We start from the raw sequence: 25,191 nt of genomic DNA, 5'->3' as shown, positions 1-25,191 counted from the left end.
AGGGCAGGGAATTCGAGACAGCGGCTGGCCGCACCGTTGCCATACTAGGCACCCCGTACCCCCTGCCGTCCCTGCCGCCCCTGCCGCACCCGGCGCCCCGAATGCAAGACACCCGAGACGCGCTCGAACAGCGCCAGATCCCCATCTACTTCGCCGCCGTGGCCCTGGCCGCAGCCGCCGCCTGGGCGCTGCCCGGCACGGGCGTGCTGGAGCGTGCCATCAACCCCGCGCTGGCGCTGATGCTCTATGTGACCTTCTTGCAGGTGCCCGTGGCCGAGCTGCGGCGCGCCTTCGGCCAGGTGCGCTTCCTGGCGGCGCTGATGGTGGCCAACTTCATCATGGTGCCGCTGCTGGTCTGGGCCCTGCTGCAGTTCCTGCCCGCCGACCCCCTGCTGCGCCTGGGCGCGCTGCTGGTGCTGCTGGCGCCCTGCATCGACTACGTGGTCACCTTCTCCCACCTGGGACGCGCCGACGCGCGCCTGCTGCTGGCGGCCACGCCGGCCCTGCTGATCGCGCAGATGCTGGCCCTGCCCGGCTACCTGGGCCTGTTCCTGGGAGACGATGCGGCGCGGCTGGTGCAGGCGGGGCCTTTCCTGCATGCGTTCGTGTGGCTGATCGCCGTGCCGCTGGCCCTGGCCGCTGCCACGCAGCTGTGGGCGGCCCGCAGCCGGCGCGGCGCCAGCGCCTCGGCATGGCTGGGCCTGCTGCCCGTGCCGGCCACCGCGCTGGTGCTGTTCGTGGTGATCGCCTCCGTGCTGCCCCAACTGGGCCCGGCAACGCAGGCTGCCTGGAGCATGGTGCCCGTCTACGCGGCCTTCGCGGTGGCGGCGCCCGCGCTGGGCTGGCTGGTGGCGCGCGCCTTCCGGCTACCGGCAGCCTCGGGCCGCGCCGTCGCGTTCAGCGCGGGCACGCGCAATTCGCTGGTCGTGTTGCCGCTGGCCCTGGCCGTGCCTGGCGCCATTCCCGTGCTGCCGGCCGTCATCGTCACGCAGACGCTGGTGGAGCTGCTGGCCGAGCTGGCCTATGTGCGCGTGATTGCGCTGTGGGGCCGGGACCGGGAGCCGGCCCTGGCCCGCGGTCAACGCGATGACGCCGCGCCATAGGCCTGGCGCAGCTGCGCCATGTTGTCCAGCAGCGCCGTCGGCCCGGCGCTGCCCATCAGGTACCAGCCCTTGGGATCGAGGAAGACGACCTGCCCCTTGCGGCCGGCCGCCGTGGCGTGGATCCGCGCGTTGTCGAACACCTTGCGCGAAGCCATGATCTCGCCGCCGCCTGCCGCCTGGCCCGTGGCCGTGTTGCGGTCGATGACGTAGATCCACTCGGGGTCCAGCCGCGCCACATCATCGAAGCCGTAGGCGGTGCCGCGGGCTGGCAGTTGCGCAGCCGATAGCGCCGAGCGCGCGCCGAACACATCGAACAGAAAGCCGAAGCGCGATCCCGGCGCCTGCGGCAGGAGCTTGTCGTTCACGGCCATCAGCAGCAGGCCCGGCGCGGCCTGCGAGGCCTGGACACGCAGGCCCTGCAGCTCGGCCTGGATGCGCTGCACCAGCGCACGGCCCTGCGCCTGGCGGCCGAACAGCAGCGCCAGCGTGGCGATGTTGCGTTCGATATCGGCCAGCATGTGCTTGCCGCTGACGCTCAGGTCCAGCGTGGGCGCGATGCGTCCCAGCACCTCGGCCTTGCCGGCGGAGCGCCCGCCCACGATGATCAGGTCGGGCGCCAGCCGGCTCAGCGCCTCGTAGTCGGGCTCGAACAGCCCGCCCGCCGCAGGCCGCTGCGCGAAGCTGTCCAGATACCGGGGCAGCTGCGCCCGGGGCACGCCTGCGACCGCCGACGCGGGCACGCCCAGCGCATGCAGTGCATCCAGCGCCCCCAGGTCATAAACCACCGCGCGCCGGGGTGCGCCGGGCAGGCTGGTCATTCCCCCGGCATGCCGCACGGACAGCGGGGCTGCCACCGCAGTCCCCAGGAACAATGCCGGCAGGGCCAGCGCCGCCGCGCGGCGCGTGATATCGAAGGTCATGGCAAAGAATCCCAGGAAAAAATGAATGGAGTTCCGGCCTCCGGAGGCGGGTGCCGCGCCGGGAAGCGGCGCGGCCCGATCCGCAGGCCACGGGCAGCGGCCGCCCTTGCGGCCGGGATGCCTAGAACTTCACGTTCATGCCGATCCAGTAGCGCCGGCCGTCCTGCACCGTGGCGTAGTCCTCGTAGTACACGTCCTTGTCGAACAGGTTGTAGATGCCTGCGTAGAAGGTCACGTCCTTGCTGTAGTTGTAGGAGCCGCCCATGTCGAACATGGCATAGCTGCCGGCCACCCAGGTGCGCGCCGAACGGCCGCCCGTGGGCTGGCTTTCCTTGCCCCGGTAGGACAGCTTGGCCCAGCCCGCCCATTGCTGCGAAGGCTTCCAGTTCAGCGCCAGGTTGAGCATGTGGCGCGGCAGCTGGCTCAGCGGCTGCCCCGCGAACTCGCCGCTCTTTTGCTCGGACTTGGTGAAGGTGTAGCTGCTGCTCAGGTCCAGCGTGCGCGCCAGCGGGGCCTTGAACGTGGCTTCGATGCCGCGCGTGATGGCCTTGTCGATATTGACGTTGGTGGTGGGCGTGTTGCCCGAGGAATTGGCCGGCCCGCACTCGGGACAGGCGATGCGCGTGATCTTGTCGTTGAACTCGTTGTCGAACACCGTCAGGCCTGCCGACAGGCCGGCGCCGTTGTTGTAGAGCACGCCCAGTTCCTTGCTCAGCGAGGTTTCGGGCTTCAGGTCGGGGTTGCCGTAGATGTTGCCGCCGCGGCTGGACTGGCCCCAGTCGCCCAGGGTCTGGCGCAACGAGGGCGCGCGAAAGCCGGTGGACACGCCGCCCTTGACGGTCCATTGCGCGTCGAGGTTCCACACGCCATACAGGCGCGGGCTCCATTGCGACCCGCCCTTGCTGTCGTGGTCGTAGCGCAGGCCGCCGGTCAGGGCGAAGTTCTCGCGCAGGCGCCACTCGTCCTCGGCGAACCAGGCGTACTGCGTGCGATCGGCCGTGGTGCGCGCCGAGCCCGGCAGCGTATTGGTCGTCGTGTCGCGCAGGTCCTGCTGGTTGTAGTACACGCCCGTGGTCAGCAGGTGCTGGCGGCCCAGCGGCGCTACCCAGCTGCTGTTGAACACCGTGTTCCTGATGGTCATGTCGCGCGACAGGTTGCGCGTTTCCTCGCGCTGCAGATAGGTGTCGGAGGAAGCCCAGCCCCAGCGGCCCTTGTGCTGCAGCGAGTAGTTCTCGCGCTCGAACTTGCGGTCGCTGGGCGCATCGGTGGGCAGCAGGGTCATGCCAGGCGACGAAACGAAGTGCTGGCGCGAAGTGCCGATCTCGGCGATCAGGTCGTGGTCCTTGCTGGGGGTCAGCGCCAGGCGCAGGTTCAGCGAACGGTTGTCGCTCTTGTTGTAGCCCTGGTAGATGCGGTCCTGGTCGCGCTTGCCGTAGTTGCCGTACAGGCTCAGGCCCAGCAGGTCGGTCTTGATCGGGCCTGACAGGTAGAAGTTGGTCTGGTAGGCATCGCCCGAGGTGGAGCGCTCCTGCAGCGTGGTGTCGGCACGCACCGAGCCATGCCAGTTCTTCGCCACCTTGCGCGTGATGACGTTGATCACGCCGCCCATGGCGTCCGAGCCGTACAGCGAGGACATGGGGCCGCGCACCACCTCGATGCGCTCGATGGCCTCCAGCGGCGGAATCCAGCTCTGGTCCGTGCCCGTGCTGCCGTTGGTCTGGGTCTCGCGCGTGCTCATGCGCTTGCCGTCCACCAGGATCAGGGTGTAGTTGGCGCCCATGCCGCGCAACGAGATGTCGTTGGAGTTGTTGTCCGAGGGCGTGAGGATCACGCCGGGCACATCGCGCAGGGCATCGTGCAGGTTGCGGTAGGCGCCCTGCTCCAGTTCCTGGCGCGTGATCACCGAGATCGAGGCCGGCGCCTGGCTGATCTCCTGCTCGAAGCCGCTGGCCGTCACGACCAGGGTTTCCAGCGTCGCCCCGCCTGCTGCCTGGGCCAGCGCGCTGCCCGAGGCCAGCAGGCCCAGGCAGGCGCCCAGCGCGGTGCGGCGCAGGGGAACGACGGTGGAGGGAAACGAAGCACGCAGGGAGGTGCAAAGGGCGGACAGGGCAAAGCCACGGCCCGCCGCGGGGGCTGTGCAGTTGTGCATGGGAAAGCTCGCAAGAAGAATCACGGACGGTCGAACGACCGGGGTGCGCATCCGCTCTGTTGTTTTTGATGAGTGCGAATCGTTCTTATTTTATTTTCCCGTCGACAACGGCCTGGCCGACGGCAGCGCAGCTGCTGTTTTTCTTTACAAGCGGGCCGATCTGTGAGCAATTCATTCAGGATGCTGAATGTTGCCTTGTTCATCAATGACATGCAGGGCCGCCAGTGCCCGGGCGCGTGCAGCGCCCGGCACGATTCACGGCGTTCCGGCGAGCACGGCGGCTTTGTAAAGTTGGCCCGATGTGGCCCGCAGGCAACATCCTGATACGAAGATCAGGACCACAGCCGCCCCGCATTGGAGACCAGGAACAGCACCAGCCCCACGGCACCGCCGACCACGGTGCCGTTGATGCGGATGTACTGCAGGTCCTTGCCGATGTGCAGCTCGATCAGCTCGGACAGCTCGCGCGCATCCCAGCGCCGCACGGTATCGGCGATGTGCTGGGCCAGGAACTGCGAGACATCGGGCGCCAGCGCCTGGGCCCAGCGCTTGAGGCGCTCGTTCATGGAGCTGCGCAGCGCCTCGTCGTGCGCCAGCGACTGGCCCAGCCAGCGGCCCATGGCGGCGGTCTTGCGCGCCACCTGCGAATGCTCGTTGGCCAGGTCCGCCTGCAGCTTGGCGCGCAGGCCCAGCCACAGCGCCCGCAGGTAGCCGGCCAGCTTTTCGTCGTGCAGCAGGTAGTGGCGCAGCCGCTCGGCGCGCTCTGACATAGCGGGGTCGGACTGCAGCCGCGTGACCAGCCGGTCCACGGAGGCGTCGAAGGCCTTGCGCATGTGGTGCTCGGGATTGCTGGCAATGTCCTGCAGCAGGCTGTCGAGCGCGCCCGCAATGGCGCTGGCGCCCTTGTCGCTGAGCCAGTCCGTGGGCAGCATCTTTTCCTTGAGCGGATGCTCGCGCTTGAGCCACAGCACGATGGTCTGGGCGATCAGCACATGGGTCTCGGCCTCGCGCAGCACGCCGCTGACGCGGGCCAGCACGTCGTCCAGCACGGCCTGGTGGCGGCCGTCCTTGGTCAGCCCCGACAACAGATCCGCCGCCGCGCGGGGCAGGTCCACCTGGGCCAGCAAGGCCTTGAATGCCTGTGTCAGAAAGCGCTCCACCTGCCGGTCCTGCACCATCTCCAGCGCCGCCAGCGCCAGCCGCGCCACTTGCCGCCCCAGCAGGGTGCTGTTGGCCGGCGTGGTCAGCCAGCCGGCCAGCACGCGCGCGGGATCATGGCGCTCGATCAGCGCCACCAGCGAAGGCCCGTCCAGGAACTTGTCGCGCACGAAATTCGCCAGGTTCTCGCCGATGCGGTCCTTGTTGCGCGGGATGATGGCCGTATGGCGCCCGACCAGGGGCAGCGGAATGCGCCGGAACAGCGCCGACACCGCAAACCAGTCGGCCAGCGCGCCGACCAGCGAGGCCTCGGTCACAGCCTTGATGCAGGCCAGCCACAGCGGCACCTGCTGCCAGTGCCCCGCCGCCACGGACGAGGCCACGAAGCCCAGCGCCACGAACAGCAGCAGCGCCAGCGGCAGGCGCTTGGCCGACTTCAGTGTTTGACGTTGCTCTGGCGACAGCATGGAGCGCAGCATACGACGCCCGCCCGCCATCCGCATGACGATGCCTGCCGCCAAAGCCTGTCAGCCAGCGCCTGCCTGCGAATTGCGCGGACAATACCGGCTTTCTTCAGAACCCTCTTGCGAGAACAAGACCATGACCGACGCCAACGCACCCGCCGATCGCCCCGCACTGCCCGACCATCTGTCCATCGACCCGCGCAGCCCGCACCATGTGGCCGCCGTGTTCGAGCACGACATCGGCATCCGCTTCAACGGCAACGAGCGCTTCGATGTGGAGGAATACTGCGTGAGCGAGGGATGGATCAAGGTGCCGGCCGGCAAGACTGTGGACCGCAAGGGAAGGCCCCTGCTGATCAAGCTCAAGGGCGCCGTGGAAGCTTTCTACCGCTGATTTCCGGCCGGTCGCAAGGCCGGCCGCAACCTCTTCAGGAATCAGCGGGCTTCAGCCCGCATCGGCCCGCGGCGCCGGCGGATTCCTGAACTTCTCCCGCAGCTCGGCGCAGTGGTCCTTGGCGGGCAGGGCATCCGTCTTCTGCAGCCAATCCACATCCGAGGCCTGCGCCACCGATGTCTCCCCCGCCTGCGCCACGGCCACCTTGGCGCCTGCGGCCTCGCGCAGCCAGCTGGGAATGCCCACGCCGCGCAGCACGTGGCCGCGCCCGGCCACCAGCAGCACGGTCTTGCCGGGCTTGACTGCGGCCCTGGCCACCTCGGCCATGCTGGCATCGCGGGCCAGCTGGATGCGGGCCATGGGCGCCAGCTGGGTGTCGGGCAGCAGGCCGCAGTGGCCTTCGCGGATGGCGTCGAGCTGGCGCTGCCAGCCCTCGGGCGGCAGGTGGGTGTCCAGGTTCTCGTTGCGCATGGCCTGCTTCATGTCGGCGCGCGGCAGGTTGCCGCCCAGCACGGGCACGCCCGCGCGCACGGCGGCCATGACCACGCCGCGGTAGCGCGGCCAGGGCCAGGCCGCGTCCTGCCATTGCAGGGCCTGCTGCACCGCGTCCTCGGAGGCATCGCGTGCCAGGCTGGCCGTGGAGCCCGTGCGCGGCGCCATCTCGATCACCAGCGCGGCCAGGCGCTCCTGTTTTGCCAACTGCTCCACCGTGGCCTGCTGCCAGGCCTGGTGGGCGACCGCATCGTGCTGCTCGCCCAGCAGCACGATGGGCGCGTCGGACCAGCGCTGCAGCTGCTGCGTCCAGTCCCGCGCCGGGGCGGAGGAGCTGGCGCAGCCGGCAAGGGCTGCCGCCAGCAATGCGGCCACAGCCAGGCCGGCAAGGCGCGGGGTGCGGATGAAGGGGCGGAGGTGGGAGCGGACTTGCATGGCCCCATGCTAAACACTGGCTTCGCGCGGGGGCCCCATAGGCCCTGTGGGCATTGGGGGCAGTTGAAAGGATCCTAGGAATCGGGGCGGGGCACGGCGCAAACGGGCGGCGCTTGATTCAGGTCAAGACGCGCAAATGTGCCGTGGCTACAGTGCAGCCATGCATGGCAAGCCCTCGCTTTCGACCAAGCTGCTGCTCATGGGCGCGGCCTGCCTGCTCGCGGCCGTGGCATCGATCGGTTTCACGCTGTGGGTGGCCTGGCAGCTGGAAGGCGGTGCGGCGGCGGTGAACGAGGCCGGGCGGCTGCGCATGAGCATGGTGCGCATGGCCATGGCGCGCCAGAACGAGGCGCCAGCGCAGTGGCAGGAGCGCGCACGGCAGTTCGATGCCAGCCTGGACCTGCTTCGCAGCGGCGACATGTCGCGGCCGCTGTTCGTGCCCTGGAGCGATGCGGTCAGCGCGCGCTACGAGCGCATACGCGGCGACTGGAGTGCGCTGCGCACGCAGTGGCAGGCCGAGGACCATGTCGATGCGCAGGCCATCATGGGCAGCGCCGATGCCTTCGTGCGCGAGGTGGACGGCTTTGTCGAGGCCATCGAGGACCGGCTCTCGCGCTGGACGGCCATCCTGCACCTGTTTCAGATGTGTCTGATGGCGCTGGCCATCATCGCGGCCGTGAGCTTCATGGCCACCAGCTACTGGCTGGTGCTGCATCCCGTGGGCCAGCTGCGCTCGGCGCTGGAGCGCATGCGCCGCGGACACCTGGACACGCGCATGAGCGTGGAGGTGGACGACGAGTTCGGCCAGCTGGCGGCCGGCTTCAACCTCATGGCCCAGTCGCTGCAGAGCTCGCACGCCGAGCTGGAGGACAAGGTGCGCGAGAAGACCGCCAGCCTCAACGTGCAGCACCAGCAGCTGCAGGCGCTGTACGCGGTCAGCGTGCAGGCGTCGGAGGCCGCCAGCCTGCAGTCCCTGGCCGAAGGCTTTGTGCGCCAGGTCCGCCTGGCGGCCCAGGCCGATGCGGCCACGGTGCGCTGGTCCGACGAGGCCAACGAGCGCTACGTGCTGCTGGCCGGCGACGGCCTGCCCCAGTCCATGTCGGTGCAGGAGCACTGCCTGCACACGGGCGCCTGCCTGTGCGGCCAGCCGCGCGAGCAGGCGCGGCTGCGCGTGATCCCCATCACGCCAGCCAGCGACCTGCAGCTGCCGCACTGCCGCGAGGCCGGCTTCGAGACCGTGGTCAGCATCCCCGTGCAACTGCAGCAGCGCCTGCTGGGCGAGGTCAACCTGTTCTTTCGCTCCACCGTGGTGCTCACGGACGACATGCGCGACCTGCTGTCCGCCATGGCGCGCCACCTGGCCAGTGCCATGGAAAGCCTGCGCGCCACGGCGCTGGAGCGTGAGGCCGCCGTGGCCGAGGAGCGCGGCCTGATCGCGCGCGAGCTGCATGACTCCATTGCCCAGTCGCTGGCCTTTCTCAAGATACAGACCCAGCTGCTGCGCGACGCCGTGGCCAAGGGCCGCGACGAGGCGCGCGACCGCAGCCTGGGCGAGCTGGAAGTGGGCGTGCGCGAATGCTATGCCGACGTGCGCGAGCTGCTGGTGCATTTCCGCACGCGCACCAGCGCCGAGGACATCGAGGCCGCGCTGCGCGCCACGCTGTCCAAGTTCGAGCACCAGACGGGCATTGCCACCTCGCTGAGCATGTCGGGCCAGGGCCTGCCGCTGGCGCCCGACGTGCAGATCCAGGTGCTGCACATGGTGCAGGAGGCGCTGTCCAACGTGCGCAAGCACGCGGGTGCCAGGCATGTGGAGCTGCGCGTGGGGCGCCACCCCTGGCGCTTCGAAGTCTGCGACGACGGCTGCGGCTTCGTCCCCGCCGCCGTTGCGCCGGACTCGCTGCATGTGGGCCTGGGCATCATGCGCGAGCGCGCCCTGCTGGCGCAGGCGCTGGTCCATGTCCACTCCCGCCCCGGGGAGGGCACGCGCGTGCTGATCGAGCTGCCGCCGTCGGCCTCGGCCGGCGCGCCAGCGCAGGCCCTCCCCTCGAACGCGTGACACGCTCCCGCAAGAAAAAGACCGCCCCATGTCCTTCTCCAGCCCCATCTCCGTCTTCGTCATCGACGACCACACGCTGTTCCGCCGCGGCCTGATCGCCCTCATCGCCCAGGACGCAGGCCTGCGCGTGGTCGGCGAGGCCGGCGACGCGGGCGAGGCCCTGCGCCTGGTGCCCGCGCTGGCGCCCCAGGTCATCCTGCTGGACAACCATCTGCCCGGCGTGCTGGGCGTCGATGCCATCGCAGGCCTGCGGGCCGCATCGCCCGGCAGCCGCGTCGTCATGCTCACCGTGAGCGAGGACGGCCAGGACCTGGCGGCCGCGCTGCGCAACGGTGCCCAGGGCTATCTGCTCAAGACCATCGACGGCGACCTGCTGTCCGAGGCCCTGCGCCGCGCCGCGCGCGGCGAGCCCGTGGTCAGCCCCGAGATGATGGGTAAGCTGGTGGCCGCCTTCCAGTCCCAGGGCGCGCCCGAGCCCCAGGCGCCCGAGCCGGACGAGGCCCCGGCCTCGCCGCTGTCCCCGCGCGAGGAAGAGGTGCTGGTCCAGATCGCCCGAGGCGCCAGCAACAAGGAAATCGCCCGCACGCTGGACATTGCCGAGACCACGGTCAAGATCCATGTGCAACACATCCTGCGCAAGCTCGGCCTGAGCTCGCGCGTGCAGGCGGCGGTGTATGCGTCAGAGCGGCAGCGGGATTAGCGGCCTACGCTGTGGCTGAAGCCCAACCATCCCCCGCACACCGCAGCGCCCAGACCCAGGCCAGCGCGGCCGCCACGGCCAGCCCGGTGAGCATGGCTGCCGCTCCCATGGCGTCCAGCGCCACGCCGGCGGCCAGCGGCACCAGCATGCGGCTGGCGGCGAAGAGGCTGGCCTGCAGGCCGTAGTCGAAGGCCTGCCAGCGTGGGCGGGCGAATTGCATCATCAGTCCGAAGACGCAGGCCGAGGAGGCGCCCATGGCTGCTGCCACGCAGGCCACGGCCGCGACCAGGCCCGGGGGCGGGGCGCCGGCTGCGATGACGGCGGCCAGCAGTGCCAGCGCCGCCACATTGCAGCCCGCATACAGGGGCAGGGCGCGCCGGGTGCCCAGGCGGCGCGTGAGCAGGGGCGAGGCCGCGCCCGCCAGCGCAGCCACCACGCCGCCGCCCATGCCGGCCAGCAGGGCGGCCTGGGCGGGTGCGAAGCCATGGTCCAACATTAGCGGCTTCAGGTAGAACCAGGCCGCGCCGATGAAGGGGAAGTAGCTGACCAGCACCAGGGTCCAGCGCCAGGCGCCGGGCTGGGCGCCATAGCCGCGGACCATGGCGGCCAGTCCAGCTTTGGGCGCAGGCAGCAGCACAGGCGAGGGCGCATCCCCGGGCTCATGACGCACCACCCAGGCCAGCAGCAGGGCGCCCAGGGCCAGCGTGCCGGCCAGGCAGAGGAAGGGCGCGCGCCAGCCCCATTTCGCCTGCATGAGCAGCATCATCCCGCCGCCCACGATGGCGCCCAGCGACAGCGCCGATGCGCGCACGCCCCCGGCGCGCATGCGCTCGGACGCGGGCAGCAGGCGGATGGCCAGGGCGCTGACGGGAATGTCGGCCCAGGTGGCGGCCAGCGCGGCCGCGAAGGCCAGGCCGAACAGCCACAGGCGCTCGGCCAGCAACTGCTGCCAGCCCAGGGCCAGCAGCACGGCCGCATAGGCCAGGCACAGGGCCAGCGCCCAGGCGCGGTAGCGCGGCTGGCCGTTCGCGCTGCGCGCTTCCACGGGCGCGGCCAGCGCGAACTTGATCAGCGCGGGCAGCCCCGCCAGCTGGAACAGGCCGATGGCCGTGCCCGACCAGCCATGCTGGCGCATGACCAGGGGCAGGCCCAGCCAGAGGTAGACGCTGGGGGCGGTGAGCGCCAGGTGCAGCCAGCCGAAAAGTGCCTGGAGCAGCCAGACAGGGCGGGGAGCTGCGGCCGTCATGGCGCGGCCTTGCGGGCAATGAGCACGGCCAGCGGCGCCATCGGAAACTCGCGCGACTCGATGCGTTCGATGCGCTCGAAACCCGCCTGCGCCAGCAGCGCCTGCAGCTCGCCGCGCCGGGTCACGCTGCGGCCCAGCAGGCGCATGGGCAGGTAGTAGGGCAGGGTGCGCAGGGCGGCTTCGGGCGTGTCGTCGACCTCGGCATGGGCGCAGACGAAGACGCCGCCGGGCGCCAGCGCGTCGAACACCTTGGCGACCACGGCTGCCGCATCGGGCACGAAGTGCAGCACGGACGAGCACCAGACCAGGTCGTAGCCGCTGCCTATGCCGTCCGTGGCCAGGTTGCCGCCCAGCGCGGTGAAGCGGTCGGACAGGCGGGACTGGCGGGCGTTGTCCGCCGCCACGGCCACGGCCTCGGGCCAGTCGAAAACGCTGGCCTGCAGCGCAGGCTGCCGGCGCAGCAGGGCCAGCGCGATCCAGCCGGGGCCGCCGCCCAGGTCCAGCATGCGGCGCGCGGCGCCCGCACCGGCAGCGACCTCGGGCACCTGGTCCAGCACCTGCAGCGCGGCAGGCACGCTGACGGCGCGCTGCTCCTGGCCGATCTGGGCGCGCGCGGCGGCGGCCCAGCCTTCGGCATTGCCCGTGGCCAAGGGGGCGCGGCAGGCCGAGCTGTCCCCGGCAGGGCCGTGCTCGACCAGGCCGCGCAGCAGCGTGGCGGAGTGGCGCAGCGAGCGCAGGCGGAACAGCCAGGCCGCGCCGCAGGACTCCGGCGATGCGCTGTGCAGGTAGCGCAGCGCATCGGTGGCCAGCAGGTAGCTCACGGGCTCGTGCTGGCCGCGCCGCAGCAGGCCCATGCTCCACAGCAATTCCAGCCAGTGGGAGGTATTGGCCTCGTTCCAGCCCTGGGCCAGGGCCAGCTCGGCCGGCGTCTGGGGCGTGGCCAGCCGGTCCAGTGCCCCCGATTCGAGGGCCAGCACCAGGGCCTCGGCCTGGATCTGGGCGGCGGCCAGGTCCCACAGCGGTTGCAGGGCGTGAGAGGGGGCGTGGGGAGGGGATTCACGGCGGGGTGTATTCATCGGAAGGTCCTTTTCACGAAAGGGAGTCACATGCGCCAGGTCAGCCGCACGCCGAACTCGCGCGGCGGGCTGTAGACCACGACCTGGCCGTTGAGGTAGCCCACGGCGTCGTAGCGGCGGTTGGCGGGCTTGCGCAGGGAGGCGGCGGTTTCCCCGGACCCCTGGGCATAGCCGGCCGACAGGTTGAGCAGCCCGTAGCCGGGGCGGCGGTAGGCGTTGGCGGCGTCCAGGTAGACCTTGCCCGTGCCCTGCACGGCGGCCTGCGCCCACCAGCGGCCGGGCGCGTCGTAGCGCAGGGCCACATGGGCCGTCATGTCGGGCGCAAACGGGTTGCGGTGGCCGTCGTAGACGGCGGCGCCGTCGCGGAACGTGCCGAAGCGCGTGCGGTTCAGGCCCAGGGCCGTCTGCAATTGCCAGCCGCCGCCGAACACATAGTCCAGCTCGAAGTCCGCACCCGTGGAGCGCGCCCGCGCCGCATTGGTGATGTAGACCACGCCCGGCAGGCCCATCTGCTGCACCTGCATGTCGCGCACCTGCTGGGTGTAGACCGAGGCCGCATAGCGCAGGCGCTGCCCCAGCAGCCGGCCCTTGGCGCCGATCTCCCAGGCGCGCACGGTCTCTGGCTCGTAGGCCGCATAGCCCATGGCCGGAGAGAACACGTTGAAGCCGCCCGCGCGGTAGCCCTCGCTGAGGCTGGTGTAGATCTGGCCCTGGGGCGACCACTGGTATTGCAGCGAGAGCTTGGGGCTCAAGCGCGACCAGTCGTCGCTGCGCGCCGCCGCGCCCACGGGGGCCAGTTCCACGCGGTTGCGCTCCACGCGCGCGCCGGCCGCCAGCGTCCAGCGCTCGGACAGCGGGACGGTCCAGTGCGTGAACAGCGCCGCCGTGCTGCCCTTGAGCCCGGCCGTGGGCCGCATCAGCGCGGCGGGCAGCTTTTGCTCGTAGCGCAGGTCATGGTCGTCGCGGTCCAGGTACAGGCCGGCCAGCCAGCGCGCGTTCCGCAGGCCTGCGGCCTCGCCCTCCAGGCGCAGTTCCTGCGAGGTCGTGGCCAGGCGGTAGTCGCGCCGCACGTGGAGCAGGTCGGCGCTCTGGAAGTCCGTGTCCTGCAGCACGCGGTCGTCGAAGACATTGCGCGCGGTGATGGAGCGCAGCCGCAGGCCTGAGGCAAAGCGGTGCGAGACATCGAGCGACAGCGTCTGCCCGCGCGAGCGGTTCCAGCTGTCCGTGCCCGAGTTCACCGTGGCGCGTGGCGCGGCAATGCTGCCCCATTGCGCGGCGCCGTCGTCCCAGCGCTGCTGGGCGTAGCGCAGCGTGGCCTCGGTCTCGGCCGTGGGCGTCCAGCGTAGGGCCAGGCGGCCGCTGGCGCGCTCGCGGCCGTCCACGCGCGCTCCCGTCGCCTGCTGGCGTATGAATCCGTCCTGCGCGCGCCACTCGCCCGACAGGCCGATATGGAGCTGGCCCGGCACCAGGGCGCGGCCCAGCTCGAAGCTGCCCGCGCGCTGGCCGTGGTTGCCGGCCTCGGCGCTGATCGATGCATACGGCGCGTCGCCGGGCTGGCGCGTGACGATGCTGACCACGCCCGCTTCGGCATTGCGTCCATACAAGGTCGATTGCGGGCCGCGCAGCACCTCCACGCGGTCCACGCCCTGCAGGTTGTGCTCGAAGCCCTGGGCCATCAGCGTGGGCACGCCATCGACCAGCAGCAGCGTGGACGAGGAGAACGACACGAAGTTGGCCGTCAGCCCGCGCATCACGGGCGGCTGCACGCCCGACTGGCCGAAGGCCTGGAACACAAAGCCCGGCACCTGGGCGGACAGCGCGTCCAGCCCGCGCACGCCGGCCGCCTCCAGCGCCGCGCCGTCGAAGACGGAGACGCTGGCGGGCACGGCGTCCAGGCTCTCGGCCTGCTTGTTCACCGTGACCGTGATCTCGGGCAGGGCGGCTTCGGGCGCCTGGCCCTGGGCCGCCACCGTGAAGGGGGCCAGGGCCAGCGCGGCCGGCCAGCGAAGGGGGAATGCCATGGTTTTCTCGTCCTCTCCAAAAGGGAATCTCGTTGGAGACCGATGCTAGGGAAGATGAGAATCGCTATCATTTGAAAACGTATGCGCGCCGGAGCATTTCCTATGCGAAGCGCGCATCCATTCCTCTCACATGACCTCCCGCATCCCTTCCTCGCTTGCCTTGCCCCAGCCCTGTGCGCCGGGCTGGACGCGGCATGCCCTGCCCGCCGAGCTGGGCGACTGCCATGCGGAGCGCTTCACGCTGGGTGACGGCATCGTGCTGGCGCGCTCGCACTACTGCCCGCTGCGCGACCTGGTGGAGGACAGCGTGCAGGCCGATGCCTCGGACCAGGGCCGCACCCTGGTCATCACGCTGGGGCTGGCCGGGCAATCGGGCTTTGTGGCGCGCACGGGCGCGGCGCTGCGCTTCGGCGCAGGGCAGACCACGCTGGCAGCCTTTCGCGGCAGCCAGGGCGAGCGCCGCTATGCGGCAGGCCAGACCGTGCGCCAGCTGCGCCTGCTGCTGTCGGGCGCGGCGCTGGACCGCTATCTGGGGGCCGAGCTTTCGCGGCGGCTGACGCAGGTGGACGGCGCGGCCGGCGTGCGGCCCTTGGACCACCGCGCCAGCCTGCCGGCCAGTCTGGCCCTTGCGCGGCGCCTGGCCCAACCACCCGGACACCAGCCCACCGATGCGCTGGACCGCCACATCGCCATGCTGAGCCTGGCCGCGCTGGAGCTGCGCCACCTGGCGCCTGCGCCGCAGCCGGCCAAGGCGGCACCGCGCTGGTCGGCCGACGAGCTGGCCCGGCTGGAGCAGGCGCGCGAACTGCTGTCCACCCAGATGGACCGCGCGCTGACCCTGGCCTACCTGAGCGCCGCCGTGGGCCTGGGCGAGCACCGGCTCAAGCAGGGATTTAGCGCCGTCTTCGGCACCACGCCCCAGGCCCTGCTGCTGGAGCTGCGCATGCGCCGCGCCTGGGCGCTGCTGGAGACCGGCTGCCAGGTCGCCCAGGCCGGCTGGCAGGTGGGCTATGCCCATCCGTCGAACTTCAGTGCGGCATTTGCGCGGTTCTACGGGCGCAGCCCGAAGTCCGTTTTTGGCCGCCGCTCCTGATCTGCGTCAAGCCTTTTTGTCCCCGATAGTTCTTTGGAACTAGGCCCGCCTGCGCGCTCCTAGTTCTTCCGCCTTGTCCGAGCGTACGGCTGGCGGATGTGCGGCGCGGCCCTCGCGCGGGACCATGGAAGCCATAGCCCCCACGAGGAAAACAAAATGGCAAACACAGCGCCCACCGCACAGGGCGACCCCCGCAAGAGCACCAGCACAGGCACACGCCACGACCGCCAGGCCTGGTCGGTCCTGGCCGTCAGCACCCTGGCCTTCACGGTCTGCTTCATGGTCTGGATGATGTTCGGCATCATCGGCATCCCCATCAAGAAGATGCTGGATCTGAACGCCACGCAGTTCGGCCTGCTCACGGCCATGCCCGTGCTCACGGGCTCGCTGGTGCGCGTGCCGCTGGGCATCTGGACCGACCGCTTCGGCGGGCGCATCGTGATGGCGGTGCTGATGGCCGTCACCGTGCCCGCGATCTGGGTGATGGGCTATGCCACCGAGTACTGGCACTTCCTGACCATCGGCCTGTTCGTGGGCCTGGCGGGCGGCTCGTTCTCGGTGGGCACGCCCTATGTGGCACGCTGGTTTCCCAAGGAGCGCCAGGGCATGGCCATGGGCATCTACGGCGCGGGCAACTCGGGCGCGGCGGTCAACAAGTTCGTGGCGCCGGTGATCCTGGTGGCCTTCGGCTGGGCCGCCGTGCCGCATGCCTATGCGGCCATCATGCTGGGCGCGCTGGTGCTGTTCTGGCTGTTCAGCCACAGCGACCCGGCCCACCTGGTGCCCAGCAACGTGCGCTTCAGCGACCAGCTGAAGGCGCTCAAGGACCCGCGCGTGCTCAAGTACTGCCAGTACTACAGCATCGTCTTCGGCGGCTATGTGGCGCTGAGCCTGTGGATGGTGCAGTACTACGTGGGCGAGTACGGCCTGGACATCCGCGTGGCGGCCCTGCTGGCGGCCTGCTTTTCACTGCCGGGCGGCGTGCTGCGCGCCATCGGCGGCTGGCTGTCGGACAAGTACGGCGCACACAGCGTGACCTGGTGGGTGCTGTGGGTGTGCTGGATCTGCCTGTTCCTGCTGTCCTATCCGCAGACCGATTTCACGGTGCTCACCACCGAGGGCAGCACCCGCTTTCACCTGGGCCTGAACGTCTATGCCTTCACCGCGCTGATGTTCGTGCTGGGCATTGCCATGGCCTTCGGCAAGGCCAGCGTCTTCAAGTACATCAGCGACGACTACCCCGGAAACATCGGCGCCATCAGCGGCATCGTGGGCCTGGCCGGCGGCATGGGCGGCTTCATCCTGCCCATCCTGTTCGGCGTGCTGCTGGACTGGACGGGCATCCGCTCCAGCGCCTTCATGCTGCTGTACGGCGTGGTCGGGGTATCGCTGATCTGGATGTATTTCACCGAGGTGCGCCGCACCGACGTGCTCAACAGCCACGGCGGCCACAGCGATGTGCAGCCGGCCGCGCGCTGAACCGCAGGAGTTGCACATGCATGCGAACACCAAGACCGCCGCAAAGGCATCCGCGCGCAGCCGCCCCGGCAGCGTGCTGACCCTCTGGCGCCCCGAGGACAAACAGTTCTGGGAGCGCGAGGGCGAGGCCATCGCCAGGATCAACCTCTGGATCTCGGTGCCCGCCCTGTTCCTGGCCTTTGCCATCTGGCAGGTCTGGAGCGTGGTGGCCGTGAACCTGCCCGCGCTGGGCTTCACCTACTCCACCAACCAGCTGTTCTGGCTGGCGGCGGCGCCCGCGCTGTCGGGCGCCACGCTGCGCATCTTCTATTCCTTCATGGTGCCGCTGATGGGCGGGCGCCGCTGGACGGCGCTGTCCACGGCCTCGCTGCTGATCCCGGCCATCGGCATCGGCTACGCCGTGCAGGACGCCAGCACCGGCTATCCGACCATGCTGATCCTGGCCCTGCTGTGCGGCCTGGGCGGGGGCAACTTCAGCTCCAGCATGGCCAACATCAGCTTCTTCTTTCCCAAGGAGCGCAAGGGCTCGGCCCTGGGCGTGAACGCGGGCCTGGGCAACCTGGGCGTGTCGGTGGTGCAGTTCCTGAGCCCGCTGGTGATCACGGCCGGCATCTTCGGCGTCTTCGGCGGCGATGCGCAGACCATCACCAAGGCCGGCGAGACCACCCGGGTGTGGGCGCAGAACGCGGCCTTCATCTGGGTGCCGTGGATCGCCATCGCCTCGCTGGCCGCCTGGTTCGGCATGAACGACATCGCCGACGCCAAGGCCAGCTTCGCGGCCCAGGCCGCCATCTTCCGGCGCAAGCACAACTGGGTGATGTGCCTGCTGTACCTGGGCACCTTCGGCTCGTTCATCGGCTTTGCCGCCGGCTTTCCGCTGCTGATCAAGAGCCAGTTCCCGGCGGTCAATCCGCTGGCCTATGCCTGGCTGGGCCCGCTGCTGGGCGCGCTGTCGCGGCCCTTTGGCGGCTGGCTGGCCGACAAGGCGGGCGGCGCGCGCGTGACGTTCTGGAACTTCCTCGTCATGGCCGTGGCCGTGGTGGGCGTGCTGTATTTCCTGCCCAAGGGCAGCGGCGGCTACGCGCTGGGCTTCGGCCCTGCCGAGGGCAGCTTCATGGGCTTCTTCCTGATGTTCCTGGTGCTGTTCCTGACCACGGGCATCGGCAACGGATCGACCTTCAGCATGATCCCGGCGATTTTCCTGGCCCTCAAGCAGCGCGAGCTCGGCGCCCATCCCAGCGAGGAAGCGCAGGCCCATGCCCTCAAGGAGGGCAATACCGAAGGCGCGGCCGCCCTGGGCTTTGCGGGCGCGCTGGGAGCCTACGGCGGCTTCTTCATCCCCAAGAGCTACGGCAGCTCCATCGCCGCCACGGGCGGGCCCGAGTTGGCGCTGTGGGTGTTTGCCGCCTTCTATGTGCTGTGCGTGGGCGTGACCTGGTGGTACTACGCGCGCAGGAACGCCGAGATGCCCTGCTGAGCCCTGGGCCGCAGACCGCACCGCAACGAACAACAAGGAGTCCCGCGATGAGCCATTTTCTGGACAAGCTTTCCTACTTCTCCCTGCCCCGGCAGGAATTCTCCAACGGCCATGGCCAGGTGACGGGCGAGGACCGCACCTGGGAAGACGCCTACCGCGACCGCTGGGCGCATGACAAGGTGGTGCGCTCCACGCACGGCGTGAACTGCACGGGCTCGTGCTCGTGGAAGATCTACGTCAAGGGCGGCATCGTGACCTGGGAGACCCAGCAGACCGACTACCCGCGCACGCGCGCCGACCTGCCCAACCACGAGCCGCGCGGCTGCGCGCGCGGCGCCAGCTACAGCTGGTACCTGTACAGCGCCAACCGCGTCAAATACCCCATGGTGCGCGGCCGGCTGCTCAAGCACTGGCGTGCTGCCCTGGCCGTGGCCAGGAGCCCGGTCGATGCCTGGGCCGCCATCGTCGAGAACGAGGATGCGCGCAGCGAGTGGCAAAAGCAGCGCGGCCTGGGCGGCTTCGTGCGCAGCAGCTGGGACGAGGTCAACCGCATGATCGCGGCGGCCAACGTCTACACCATCAAGAAGCACGGGCCGGACCGCATCATCGGCTTCTCGCCGATTCCGGCCATGTCCATGATCTCGTATGCCGCAGGCAGCCGCTACCTGAGCCTGATCGGCGGCGTGTGCATGAGCTTCTACGACTGGTACTGCGACCTGCCGCCGGCCAGCCCCCAGACCTGGGGCGAGCAGACCGACGTGCCAGAGAGCGCCGACTGGTACAACTCCAACTTCATCATCGCCTGGGGCTCCAACGTGCCCCAGACGCGCACCCCCGACGCCCACTTCTTCACCGAGGTCCGCTACAAGGGCGCCAAGGTCGTGGCCGTCACGCCCGACTACTCCGAGGTCGCCAAGCTGGCCGACCTGTGGATGCACCCCAAGCAGGGCACGGATGCCGCCGTGGCCATGGCCATGGGCCACGTCATCCTCAAGGAGTTCTACTTCGGCGAGCGCGGCCGCCCGGCCTATTTCGAGGACTATGCGCGCCGCTACACCGACCTGCCGCTGCTGATCCGCCTCAAGCGCCAGCAACTGCCCGATGGCCGCACGGCCCTGGTGCCCGAGCGCTATGTGCGCGCCAGCGACTTCGACGGCCACCTGGGCCAGGACAGCAACCCCGAATGGAAGACCGTGGCCTACGGCGAGGACGGCGGCGTGGCCCTGCCCAATGGCTCCATCGGCTTTCGCTGGGGCGAGGCCGGCCGTGCCGACGAGGGCCTGTGGAACCTCGAATCCAAGGAGGCGCGCACGGGCAATGACGTGCAGCTCAAGCTCTCGGTGCTGGACGGCCAGGGCGTGGACAGTGAAGTGGCCGACGTGGCCTTCCCCTACTTCGGCGGCCTGCAGTCGCCGGGGTTTGACGCCAACGAGCAGGGCACGGATGTGCTGCTGCGCCGCGTGCCCGTCTCGCGCATGGTGCTGGACGGCGAGGAGGCCATCGTGGCCACCGTGTTCGACCTGCTGGCGGGCAACTACGGCATCCACCGCGGTCTGGAAGGCGAGGGCGCTGATGGCGGCTATGACGCCGATGCGCCCTACACCCCGGCCTGGCAGGAAAAGATCACCGGCGTGCCGCGTGACCAGGTGATCGCCATTGCGCGCCAGTTCGCCGACAACGCCGAGAAGACGCGCGGCAAGTCCATGGTCATCATCGGCGCGGCCATGAACCACTGGTACCACTGCGACATGAACTACCGCGGCATCATCAACATGCTGATGCTGTGCGGCTGCATAGGCCAGAGCGGCGGGGGCTGGGCGCACTACGTGGGCCAGGAAAAGCTGCGCCCGCAGACCGGCTGGACCGCGCTGGCCTTTGCGCTGGACTGGCTGCGCCCGCCGCGCCAGATGAACTCCACCAGCTTCTTCTACGCCCACACCGACCAGTGGCGCTACGAGAAGCTGGGCGTGGAAGAGGTGCTGTCCCCGCTGGCCGACCGCAGCCAGTACGGCGGCGCCATGATCGACTACAACGTGCGCGCCGAGCGCATGGGCTGGCTGCCCAGCGCACCGCAGCTGCAGGCCAACCCGCTGCAGCTGGTGCGCGACGCCCAGGCCCAGGGCCTGGACGTGAAGGACCACGTGGTGCAGTCCCTGCAGGACGGCTCGCTGTCCATGAGCTGCGAGGACCCCGACCACCCGGCCAACTGGCCGCGCAACATGTTCGTGTGGCGCTCCAACATCCTGGGCAGCTCGGGCAAGGGCCATGAGTACTTCCTCAAGCACCTGCTGGGCACCACCCATGGCGTGCAAGGAAAAGACCTGGGCCACGATGAAGCCAAGCCGCAGGAAGTGCGCTGGCACGACAAGGCGCCCGAAGGCAAGCTGGACCTGCTGGTCACGCTGGACTTCCGCATGAGCACCACCTGCCTGTACTCGGACATCGTCCTGCCCACGGCCACCTGGTATGAGAAGAACGACCTCAACACCAGCGACATGCACCCCTTCATCCATCCGCTGTCGGCGGCCGTGGACCCGGCCTGGCAGGCCAGGAGCGACTGGGAGATCTACAAGGGCTTCGCCAAGTCCTTCAGCGAGGTCTGCGTGGGCCACCTGGGCGTGGAAAAGGACGTGGTGCTGACGCCGCTGATGCACGACACCCCCGCCGAGCTGGCCCAGCCCGATGGCGTGCGCGACTGGAAGAAGGGCGAGTGTGCCCTGATCCCCGGCAAGACCGCGCCGCAGATTGCGGTGGTCGAGCGCGACTATCCCAACCTCTACAAGCGCTTCACGGCCCTGGGCCCGCTGATGGACAGGCTGGGCAACGGCGGCAAGGGCATCGGCTGGAACACCGAGACCGAGGTGGAGCAGTTGGGCGAGCTCAACGGCCTGGTGCGCGAGGAAGGCGTGAGCCAGGGCCGCCCGCGCATCGTCACCGACATCGACGCCACCGAGGTGGTGATGATGCTGGCGCCCGAGACCAACGGCCACGTGGCCGTCAAGGCCTGGGAGGCGCTGTCGAAGCAGACGGGGCGCGAGCACGCCCACCTGGCCCTGCACCGCGAGGACGAGAAGATCCGCTTTCGCGACATCCAGGCCCAGCCGCGCAAGATCATCAGCTCGCCCACCTGGTCGGGCCTGGAAAGCGAGAAGGTCAGCTACAACGCCTGCTACACCAACGTGCATGAGCTGATCCCATGGCGCACCCTCACCGGCCGCCAGCAGTTCTACCAGGACCATCCGTGGATGCGCGACTTCGGCGAAGGCTTCGTCAGCTACCGCCCGCCCGTGCACATGAAGGCGCTGCAGGAAGTGCAGGGCCAAAAGCCCAACGGCCACCCCGAGATCGCGCTGAACTTCATCACGCCGCACCAGAAGTGGGGCATCCACTCCACCTATGGCGACAACCTGATGATGCTCACGCTGGCGCGTGGCGGCCCCATCGTCTGGCTCAGCGAGGACGACGCCAAGAGCGCCGGCATCGCCGACAACGACTGGGTGGAGCTGTACAACGCCAACGGCGCCATCGCGGCGCGGGCCGTGGTCAGCCAGCGCGTCAAGCCGGGCATGGTGATGATGTACCACGCGCAGGAGAAGACCATCAACACGCCGGGCTCGGAGATCACCGGCACGCGCGGCGGCATCCACAACTCGGTCACGCGCATCGTGCTCAAGCCCACCCACATGATCGGCGGCTACGCGCAGTACAGCTACGGCTTCAACTACTACGGAACCATCGGCACCAACCGCGACGAGTTCGTCCTGGTCCGAAAGATGCGCCGCATCGACTGGCTTGACGACGAAGCCGAGGCCGGCGCAGCCGCCCATGCCTGAACAACAAGGAGAAACACGATGAAAATCCGCGCACAGATCGGCATGGTGCTGAACCTGGACAAGTGCATCGGCTGCCACACCTGCTCCGTCACCTGCAAGAACGTCTGGACCAGCCGCCCCGGCGTCGAATACGCCTGGTTCAACAACGTCGAGACCAAGCCCGGCATCGGCTACCCGCGCGAGTGGGAAAACCAGGCCAAGTGGAACGGCGGCTGGATGCGCCGCACGGACGGCTCCATCGCGCCCCGCCAGGGCGGCAAGTGGAGCCTGTTGATGCGCATCTTCGCCAACCCCAACCTGCCCCAGATCGACGACTACTACGAACCCTTCACCTACGACTACGAGCACCTGCAGTCGGCCAGGGAAAGCAAGGCCGCGCCCACGGCGCGCGCGCGCAGCCTGATCTCGGGCCAGCGCATGGAGAAGATCGAATGGGGTCCGAACTGGGAGGAAATCCTGGGCGGCGAATTCAGCAAGCGCAGCCATGACGTGAACTTCGAGCAGATCCAGAAGGACATCTACGGCCAGTTCGAGAACACCTTCATGATGTACCTGCCGCGCCTGTGCGAGCACTGCCTGAACCCGGCCTGCGTGGCGTCCTGTCCCTCGGGCTCGATCTACAAGCGCGAGGAGGACGGCATCGTCCTCATCGACCAGGACAAGTGCCGCGGCTGGCGCATGTGCGTCTCGGGCTGCCCCTACAAGAAGATCTACTACAACTGGCAAAGCGGCAAGGCCGAAAAATGCATCTTCTGCTACCCGCGCATCGAGGCCGGCCAGCCCACCGTCTGCTCCGAAACCTGCGTGGGCCGCATCCGCTATCTGGGCGTGCTGCTGTACGACGCCGACCGCATCGAGGAGGCGGCCAGCGTGGAGCGCGACCGCGACCTCTACCAGGCGCAGCTGGACATCTTCCTGGACCCCAATGACCCCGAGGTCATCCGCCAGGCCCGCATCGACGGCATCCCCGACGCCTGGATCGAGGCCGCCCAGTCCAGCCCCGTCTACAAGATGGCCGTGGACTGGAAGGTGGCCCTGCCGCTGCACCCCGAGTACCGCACCCTGCCCATGGTCTGGTATGTGCCGCCGCTGTCGCCCATCACCTCGGCGGCGAACGCCGGGCATCTCGACAGTGTCGGCCGCAGCCCCATCAATGGCGACCTGCCCGATGTCTCGCAGCTGCGCATCCCCGTGCAGTACCTGGCCAACCTGCTCACCGCCGGCGACACCACGCCCGTGGTGCGCGCGCTGGAGCGCATGCTGGCCATGCGCGCGTACCAGCGCAGCAAGCACGTGGACCAGGAACAGAACCTGGCCGTGCTCCAGTACGCGGGACTGACGGTGCACGAGGTCGAGGACATGTACCAGACCATGGCGATCGCCAACTACGAGGACCGCTTCGTCATCCCCTCGGCCCACCGCGAATACGCCGAAAGCGCGTTCGATTTGCGCGGCGGCTGCGGCTTCTCGTTCGGCAACGGCTGCTCCGACGGCAACACCGACGCCAGCCTGTTCGGCGGCAAGAAGCCGCGCACCATCCCCATCCGCGCGCAAATGTGAGGACTGCCGCCATGTTCAATCACAACACCTCCTCCCCCGTGCGCCTGACGCTGCGCGCGCTGGCCTGCCTCATCGGCTACCCCGGCGCCGAGCTGCGCGCCCTGCTGCCGGGCCTGATCGACGCCCTGCGCCTGGAGCAATCCGTGGCGCCCGCGCGGCTGCGCGAGTTGCAGCAGCTGGCCGAGCAGCTGCAGTCCATGGACCCCTTCGAGGCCGAGGCCCGCTACGTGGACACCTTCGACCGGGGCCACCAGACCTCGCTGCACCTGTTCGAGCATGTGCACGGCGACTCGGCCGACCGGGGCCCGGCGCTGATCGACCTGCAGCAGACCTACGAGCGCGCGGGCCTGGCCTTCGAGGCCGACGAACTGCCCGACCACCTGGCCGTGGTGCTGGAGTTCGCCTCCACCCAGCCGCCGGCCATCGCCCGTGAATTCCTGGGCGAGATGGCCCACATCCTCAACGCCCTGTTCACGGCGCTGGCGCGGCGCGACAGCCCCTATGCCAGCGTGATCGCTGCCGTGCTGGAGATCACCGGCCACAGGGCCGAGCGCGTGGAAATCCGCCCCGAGCCCGCCATGGACGAGGCCTGGGCCGAACCCGCCGCCTTCGACGGCTGCAGCAGCCAGGGCAAATCCCGTCCCGGCGCCGAGCAGCCCGTGCATTTCGTACGCCGCACGGCGGCGCCCCAAGCCCAAGGACCCCGCCAAAGGAGCCTGACATGACCCCCTCCTGGATAGACCACCTGCTCTTCGGCCTCTACCCCTACATCTGCCTGGCCGTGTTCTTCATCGGCAGCTGGCTGCGCTTCGACCGCGACCAGTACACCTGGAAGAGCGACTCATCGCAGCTGCTGCGCAGCGGCAGCCTGCGCTGGGGCAGCAACCTGTTCCACATCGGCGTGCTGTTCCTGTTCTTCGGCCACACCGTGGGCATGCTCACGCCGCACTTCGTCTACGAGCCCTTCATGGCCGCAGGCGCCAAGCAGCTGCTGGCCATGGTCAGCGGCGGCATCGCGGGCACGCTGGGCTTCATCGGCCTCACCATCTTGCTGCACCGCCGGCTGTCGGACGTGCGCATCCGCGCCAACTCCAGGTTCAGCGACATCGCCATCCTCTGGCTGCTGTGGCTGCAGCTGCTGCTGGGTCTGGCCACCATCCCGCTGTCGGCAAAGCACATGGACGGCTCCATGATGATGGCCCTGGCCGAATGGGCGCAGCGCATCGTCACCTTCCGTGGCGGCGCAGCCCAACTGCTGGCCGATGCCGGCTGGGTGTTCAAGGCCCACATGTTCCTGGGCATGAGCATCTTCCTGGTCTTCCCCTTCACGCGCCTGGTCCACGTCTGGAGCGGCTTCGGCACCCTGGTCTACCTGCTGCGCCCCTACCAGCTGGTGCGCTCGCGCCGCCTGGGCCTGCCCGCATCAGCGGCACGCCGTGACGCCAAGCCCGGCCATTGAGGAGATCGACATGGAACATGGATGCAACGGATCGGGCGGCGGCCACTGCGGCTGCGCGTCTTCAACCCCTTCT

Annotated in this window: 19 protein-coding genes; 12 read left to right on the top strand and 7 right to left on the bottom strand. The window is 69.4% G+C overall.

Annotated elements, in window-relative coordinates:
• The first annotated feature begins 101 nt into the window (after window positions 1-101).
• Entirely contained in the window at window positions 102-1,103 is a 1,002-nt protein-coding gene (locus tag BW39_RS05210) for an arsenic resistance protein (protein WP_043820356.1), read from the top strand.
• Here the strand turns inward: BW39_RS05210 and BW39_RS05205 are convergent.
• Both BW39_RS05205 and BW39_RS05200 read right to left on the bottom strand, forming a co-directional pair.
• On the bottom strand, window positions 1,079-2,023 hold the full coding sequence (locus tag BW39_RS05205) for a siderophore ABC transporter substrate-binding protein (protein WP_043820355.1): 945 nt from the start codon (window positions 2,021-2,023) through the stop codon (window positions 1,079-1,081). The genes BW39_RS05210 and BW39_RS05205 overlap by 25 nt on opposite strands.
• A 121-nt stretch (window positions 2,024-2,144) precedes the next feature.
• Window positions 2,145-4,172: a ligand-gated channel protein gene (locus BW39_RS05200; protein WP_043820351.1), complete on the bottom strand. Its 2,028-nt coding sequence runs from the start codon at window positions 4,170-4,172 to the stop codon at window positions 2,145-2,147.
• Between BW39_RS05200 and BW39_RS31480 the strand changes: the two genes are divergently transcribed.
• Complete coding sequence (locus tag BW39_RS31480; protein ID WP_156517036.1) at window positions 4,171-4,338, top strand: hypothetical protein; 168 nt, start codon at window positions 4,171-4,173, stop codon at window positions 4,336-4,338. The two genes, BW39_RS05200 and BW39_RS31480, sit on opposite strands and share 2 nt — an antisense overlap.
• A gap of 166 nt (window positions 4,339-4,504) precedes the next feature.
• Here BW39_RS31480 and BW39_RS05195 read toward each other — a convergent pair whose 3' ends face one another.
• Entirely contained in the window at window positions 4,505-5,809 is a 1,305-nt protein-coding gene (locus BW39_RS05195; RefSeq protein WP_081816128.1) for a DUF445 domain-containing protein, read from the bottom strand.
• A 121-nt stretch (window positions 5,810-5,930) separates the two neighbouring features.
• On the opposite strand from BW39_RS05195, the gene BW39_RS05190 reads away from it, so the two are divergent.
• Window positions 5,931-6,188 carry a DUF3297 family protein gene (locus BW39_RS05190; protein WP_012203034.1) on the top strand — a complete coding sequence of 86 codons (258 nt, stop codon included), beginning with the start codon at window positions 5,931-5,933 and terminating at the stop codon, window positions 6,186-6,188.
• Window positions 6,189-6,239: 51 nt separating this feature from the next.
• Here BW39_RS05190 and BW39_RS05185 read toward each other — a convergent pair whose 3' ends face one another.
• Window positions 6,240-7,115 carry a ChaN family lipoprotein gene (locus BW39_RS05185; RefSeq protein WP_043820350.1) on the bottom strand — a complete coding sequence of 292 codons (876 nt, stop codon included), beginning with the start codon at window positions 7,113-7,115 and terminating at the stop codon, window positions 6,240-6,242.
• 160 nt (window positions 7,116-7,275) lie between these two features.
• Here BW39_RS05185 and BW39_RS05180 point away from each other — a divergent pair, with 160 nt between their 5' ends.
• Entirely contained in the window at window positions 7,276-9,174 is a 1,899-nt protein-coding gene (locus tag BW39_RS05180) for a type IV pili methyl-accepting chemotaxis transducer N-terminal domain-containing protein (RefSeq protein ID WP_043820417.1), read from the top strand.
• Window positions 9,175-9,202: 28 nt separating this feature from the next.
• On the top strand, window positions 9,203-9,874 hold the full coding sequence (locus BW39_RS05175; protein WP_012203037.1) for a response regulator: 672 nt from the start codon (window positions 9,203-9,205) through the stop codon (window positions 9,872-9,874).
• 4 nt (window positions 9,875-9,878) lie between these two features.
• On the opposite strand, the gene BW39_RS05170 is transcribed toward BW39_RS05175, so the two are convergent.
• The 3 genes from BW39_RS05170 to BW39_RS05160 are packed head-to-tail and all read right to left on the bottom strand — an operon-like array spanning window position 9,879 to window position 14,217.
• Window positions 9,879-11,120 (bottom strand): MFS transporter, encoded by a 1,242-nt coding sequence (locus BW39_RS05170; protein WP_043820348.1) that lies wholly within the window; start codon window positions 11,118-11,120, stop codon window positions 9,879-9,881.
• A complete protein-coding gene (locus BW39_RS05165; protein WP_043820345.1) occupies window positions 11,117-12,196 on the bottom strand; it encodes a class I SAM-dependent methyltransferase in 1,080 nt (359 codons plus the stop codon). Before BW39_RS05165 ends, BW39_RS05170 begins: the two co-directional genes overlap by 4 nt.
• A 26-nt stretch (window positions 12,197-12,222) precedes the next feature.
• On the bottom strand, window positions 12,223-14,217 hold the full coding sequence (locus tag BW39_RS05160; RefSeq protein ID WP_043820342.1) for a TonB-dependent receptor: 1,995 nt from the start codon (window positions 14,215-14,217) through the stop codon (window positions 12,223-12,225).
• A gap of 130 nt (window positions 14,218-14,347) precedes the next feature.
• Between BW39_RS05160 and BW39_RS05155 the strand changes: the two genes are divergently transcribed.
• The 7 genes from BW39_RS05155 to narI all read left to right on the top strand — a co-directional run bounded on the left by BW39_RS05155 (window position 14,348) and on the right by narI (window position 25,118).
• Entirely contained in the window at window positions 14,348-15,310 is a 963-nt protein-coding gene (locus tag BW39_RS05155) for a helix-turn-helix transcriptional regulator (RefSeq protein WP_043820340.1), read from the top strand.
• Between the two features lie 156 nt (window positions 15,311-15,466).
• Window positions 15,467-16,789 (top strand): MFS transporter, encoded by a 1,323-nt coding sequence (locus tag BW39_RS05150; protein WP_043820338.1) that lies wholly within the window; start codon window positions 15,467-15,469, stop codon window positions 16,787-16,789.
• 16 nt (window positions 16,790-16,805) lie between these two features.
• Entirely contained in the window at window positions 16,806-18,266 is a 1,461-nt protein-coding gene (locus tag BW39_RS05145) for an MFS transporter (protein WP_043820416.1), read from the top strand.
• Window positions 18,267-18,313: 47 nt separating this feature from the next.
• The gene (locus tag BW39_RS05140) at window positions 18,314-22,099 is read left to right on the top strand and encodes a nitrate reductase subunit alpha (RefSeq protein ID WP_043820335.1); all 3,786 of its coding nucleotides are present in this window, start codon (window positions 18,314-18,316) and stop codon (window positions 22,097-22,099) included.
• Between the two features lie 18 nt (window positions 22,100-22,117).
• Window positions 22,118-23,659, top strand: a complete 1,542-nt coding sequence (narH, locus tag BW39_RS05135; RefSeq protein WP_043820333.1) for a nitrate reductase subunit beta — start codon at window positions 22,118-22,120, stop codon at window positions 23,657-23,659.
• A gap of 11 nt (window positions 23,660-23,670) precedes the next feature.
• Complete coding sequence (gene narJ / locus BW39_RS05130) at window positions 23,671-24,384, top strand: nitrate reductase molybdenum cofactor assembly chaperone (protein WP_043820331.1); 714 nt, start codon at window positions 23,671-23,673, stop codon at window positions 24,382-24,384.
• Entirely contained in the window at window positions 24,381-25,118 is a 738-nt protein-coding gene (gene narI / locus BW39_RS05125) for a respiratory nitrate reductase subunit gamma (RefSeq protein WP_043820328.1), read from the top strand. The genes narJ and narI overlap by 4 nt, the downstream gene beginning before the upstream one ends.
• Window positions 25,119-25,191: the final 73 nt, after the last annotated feature.

It is taken from the genome of Delftia sp. RIT313 (genome assembly GCF_000632165.1).
Lineage (GTDB): Bacteria > Pseudomonadota > Gammaproteobacteria > Burkholderiales > Burkholderiaceae_C > Comamonas > Comamonas acidovorans.
Note: the sequence above shows the minus strand (reverse complement) of the source record. Positions and strands in the feature narration are given on the sequence as shown.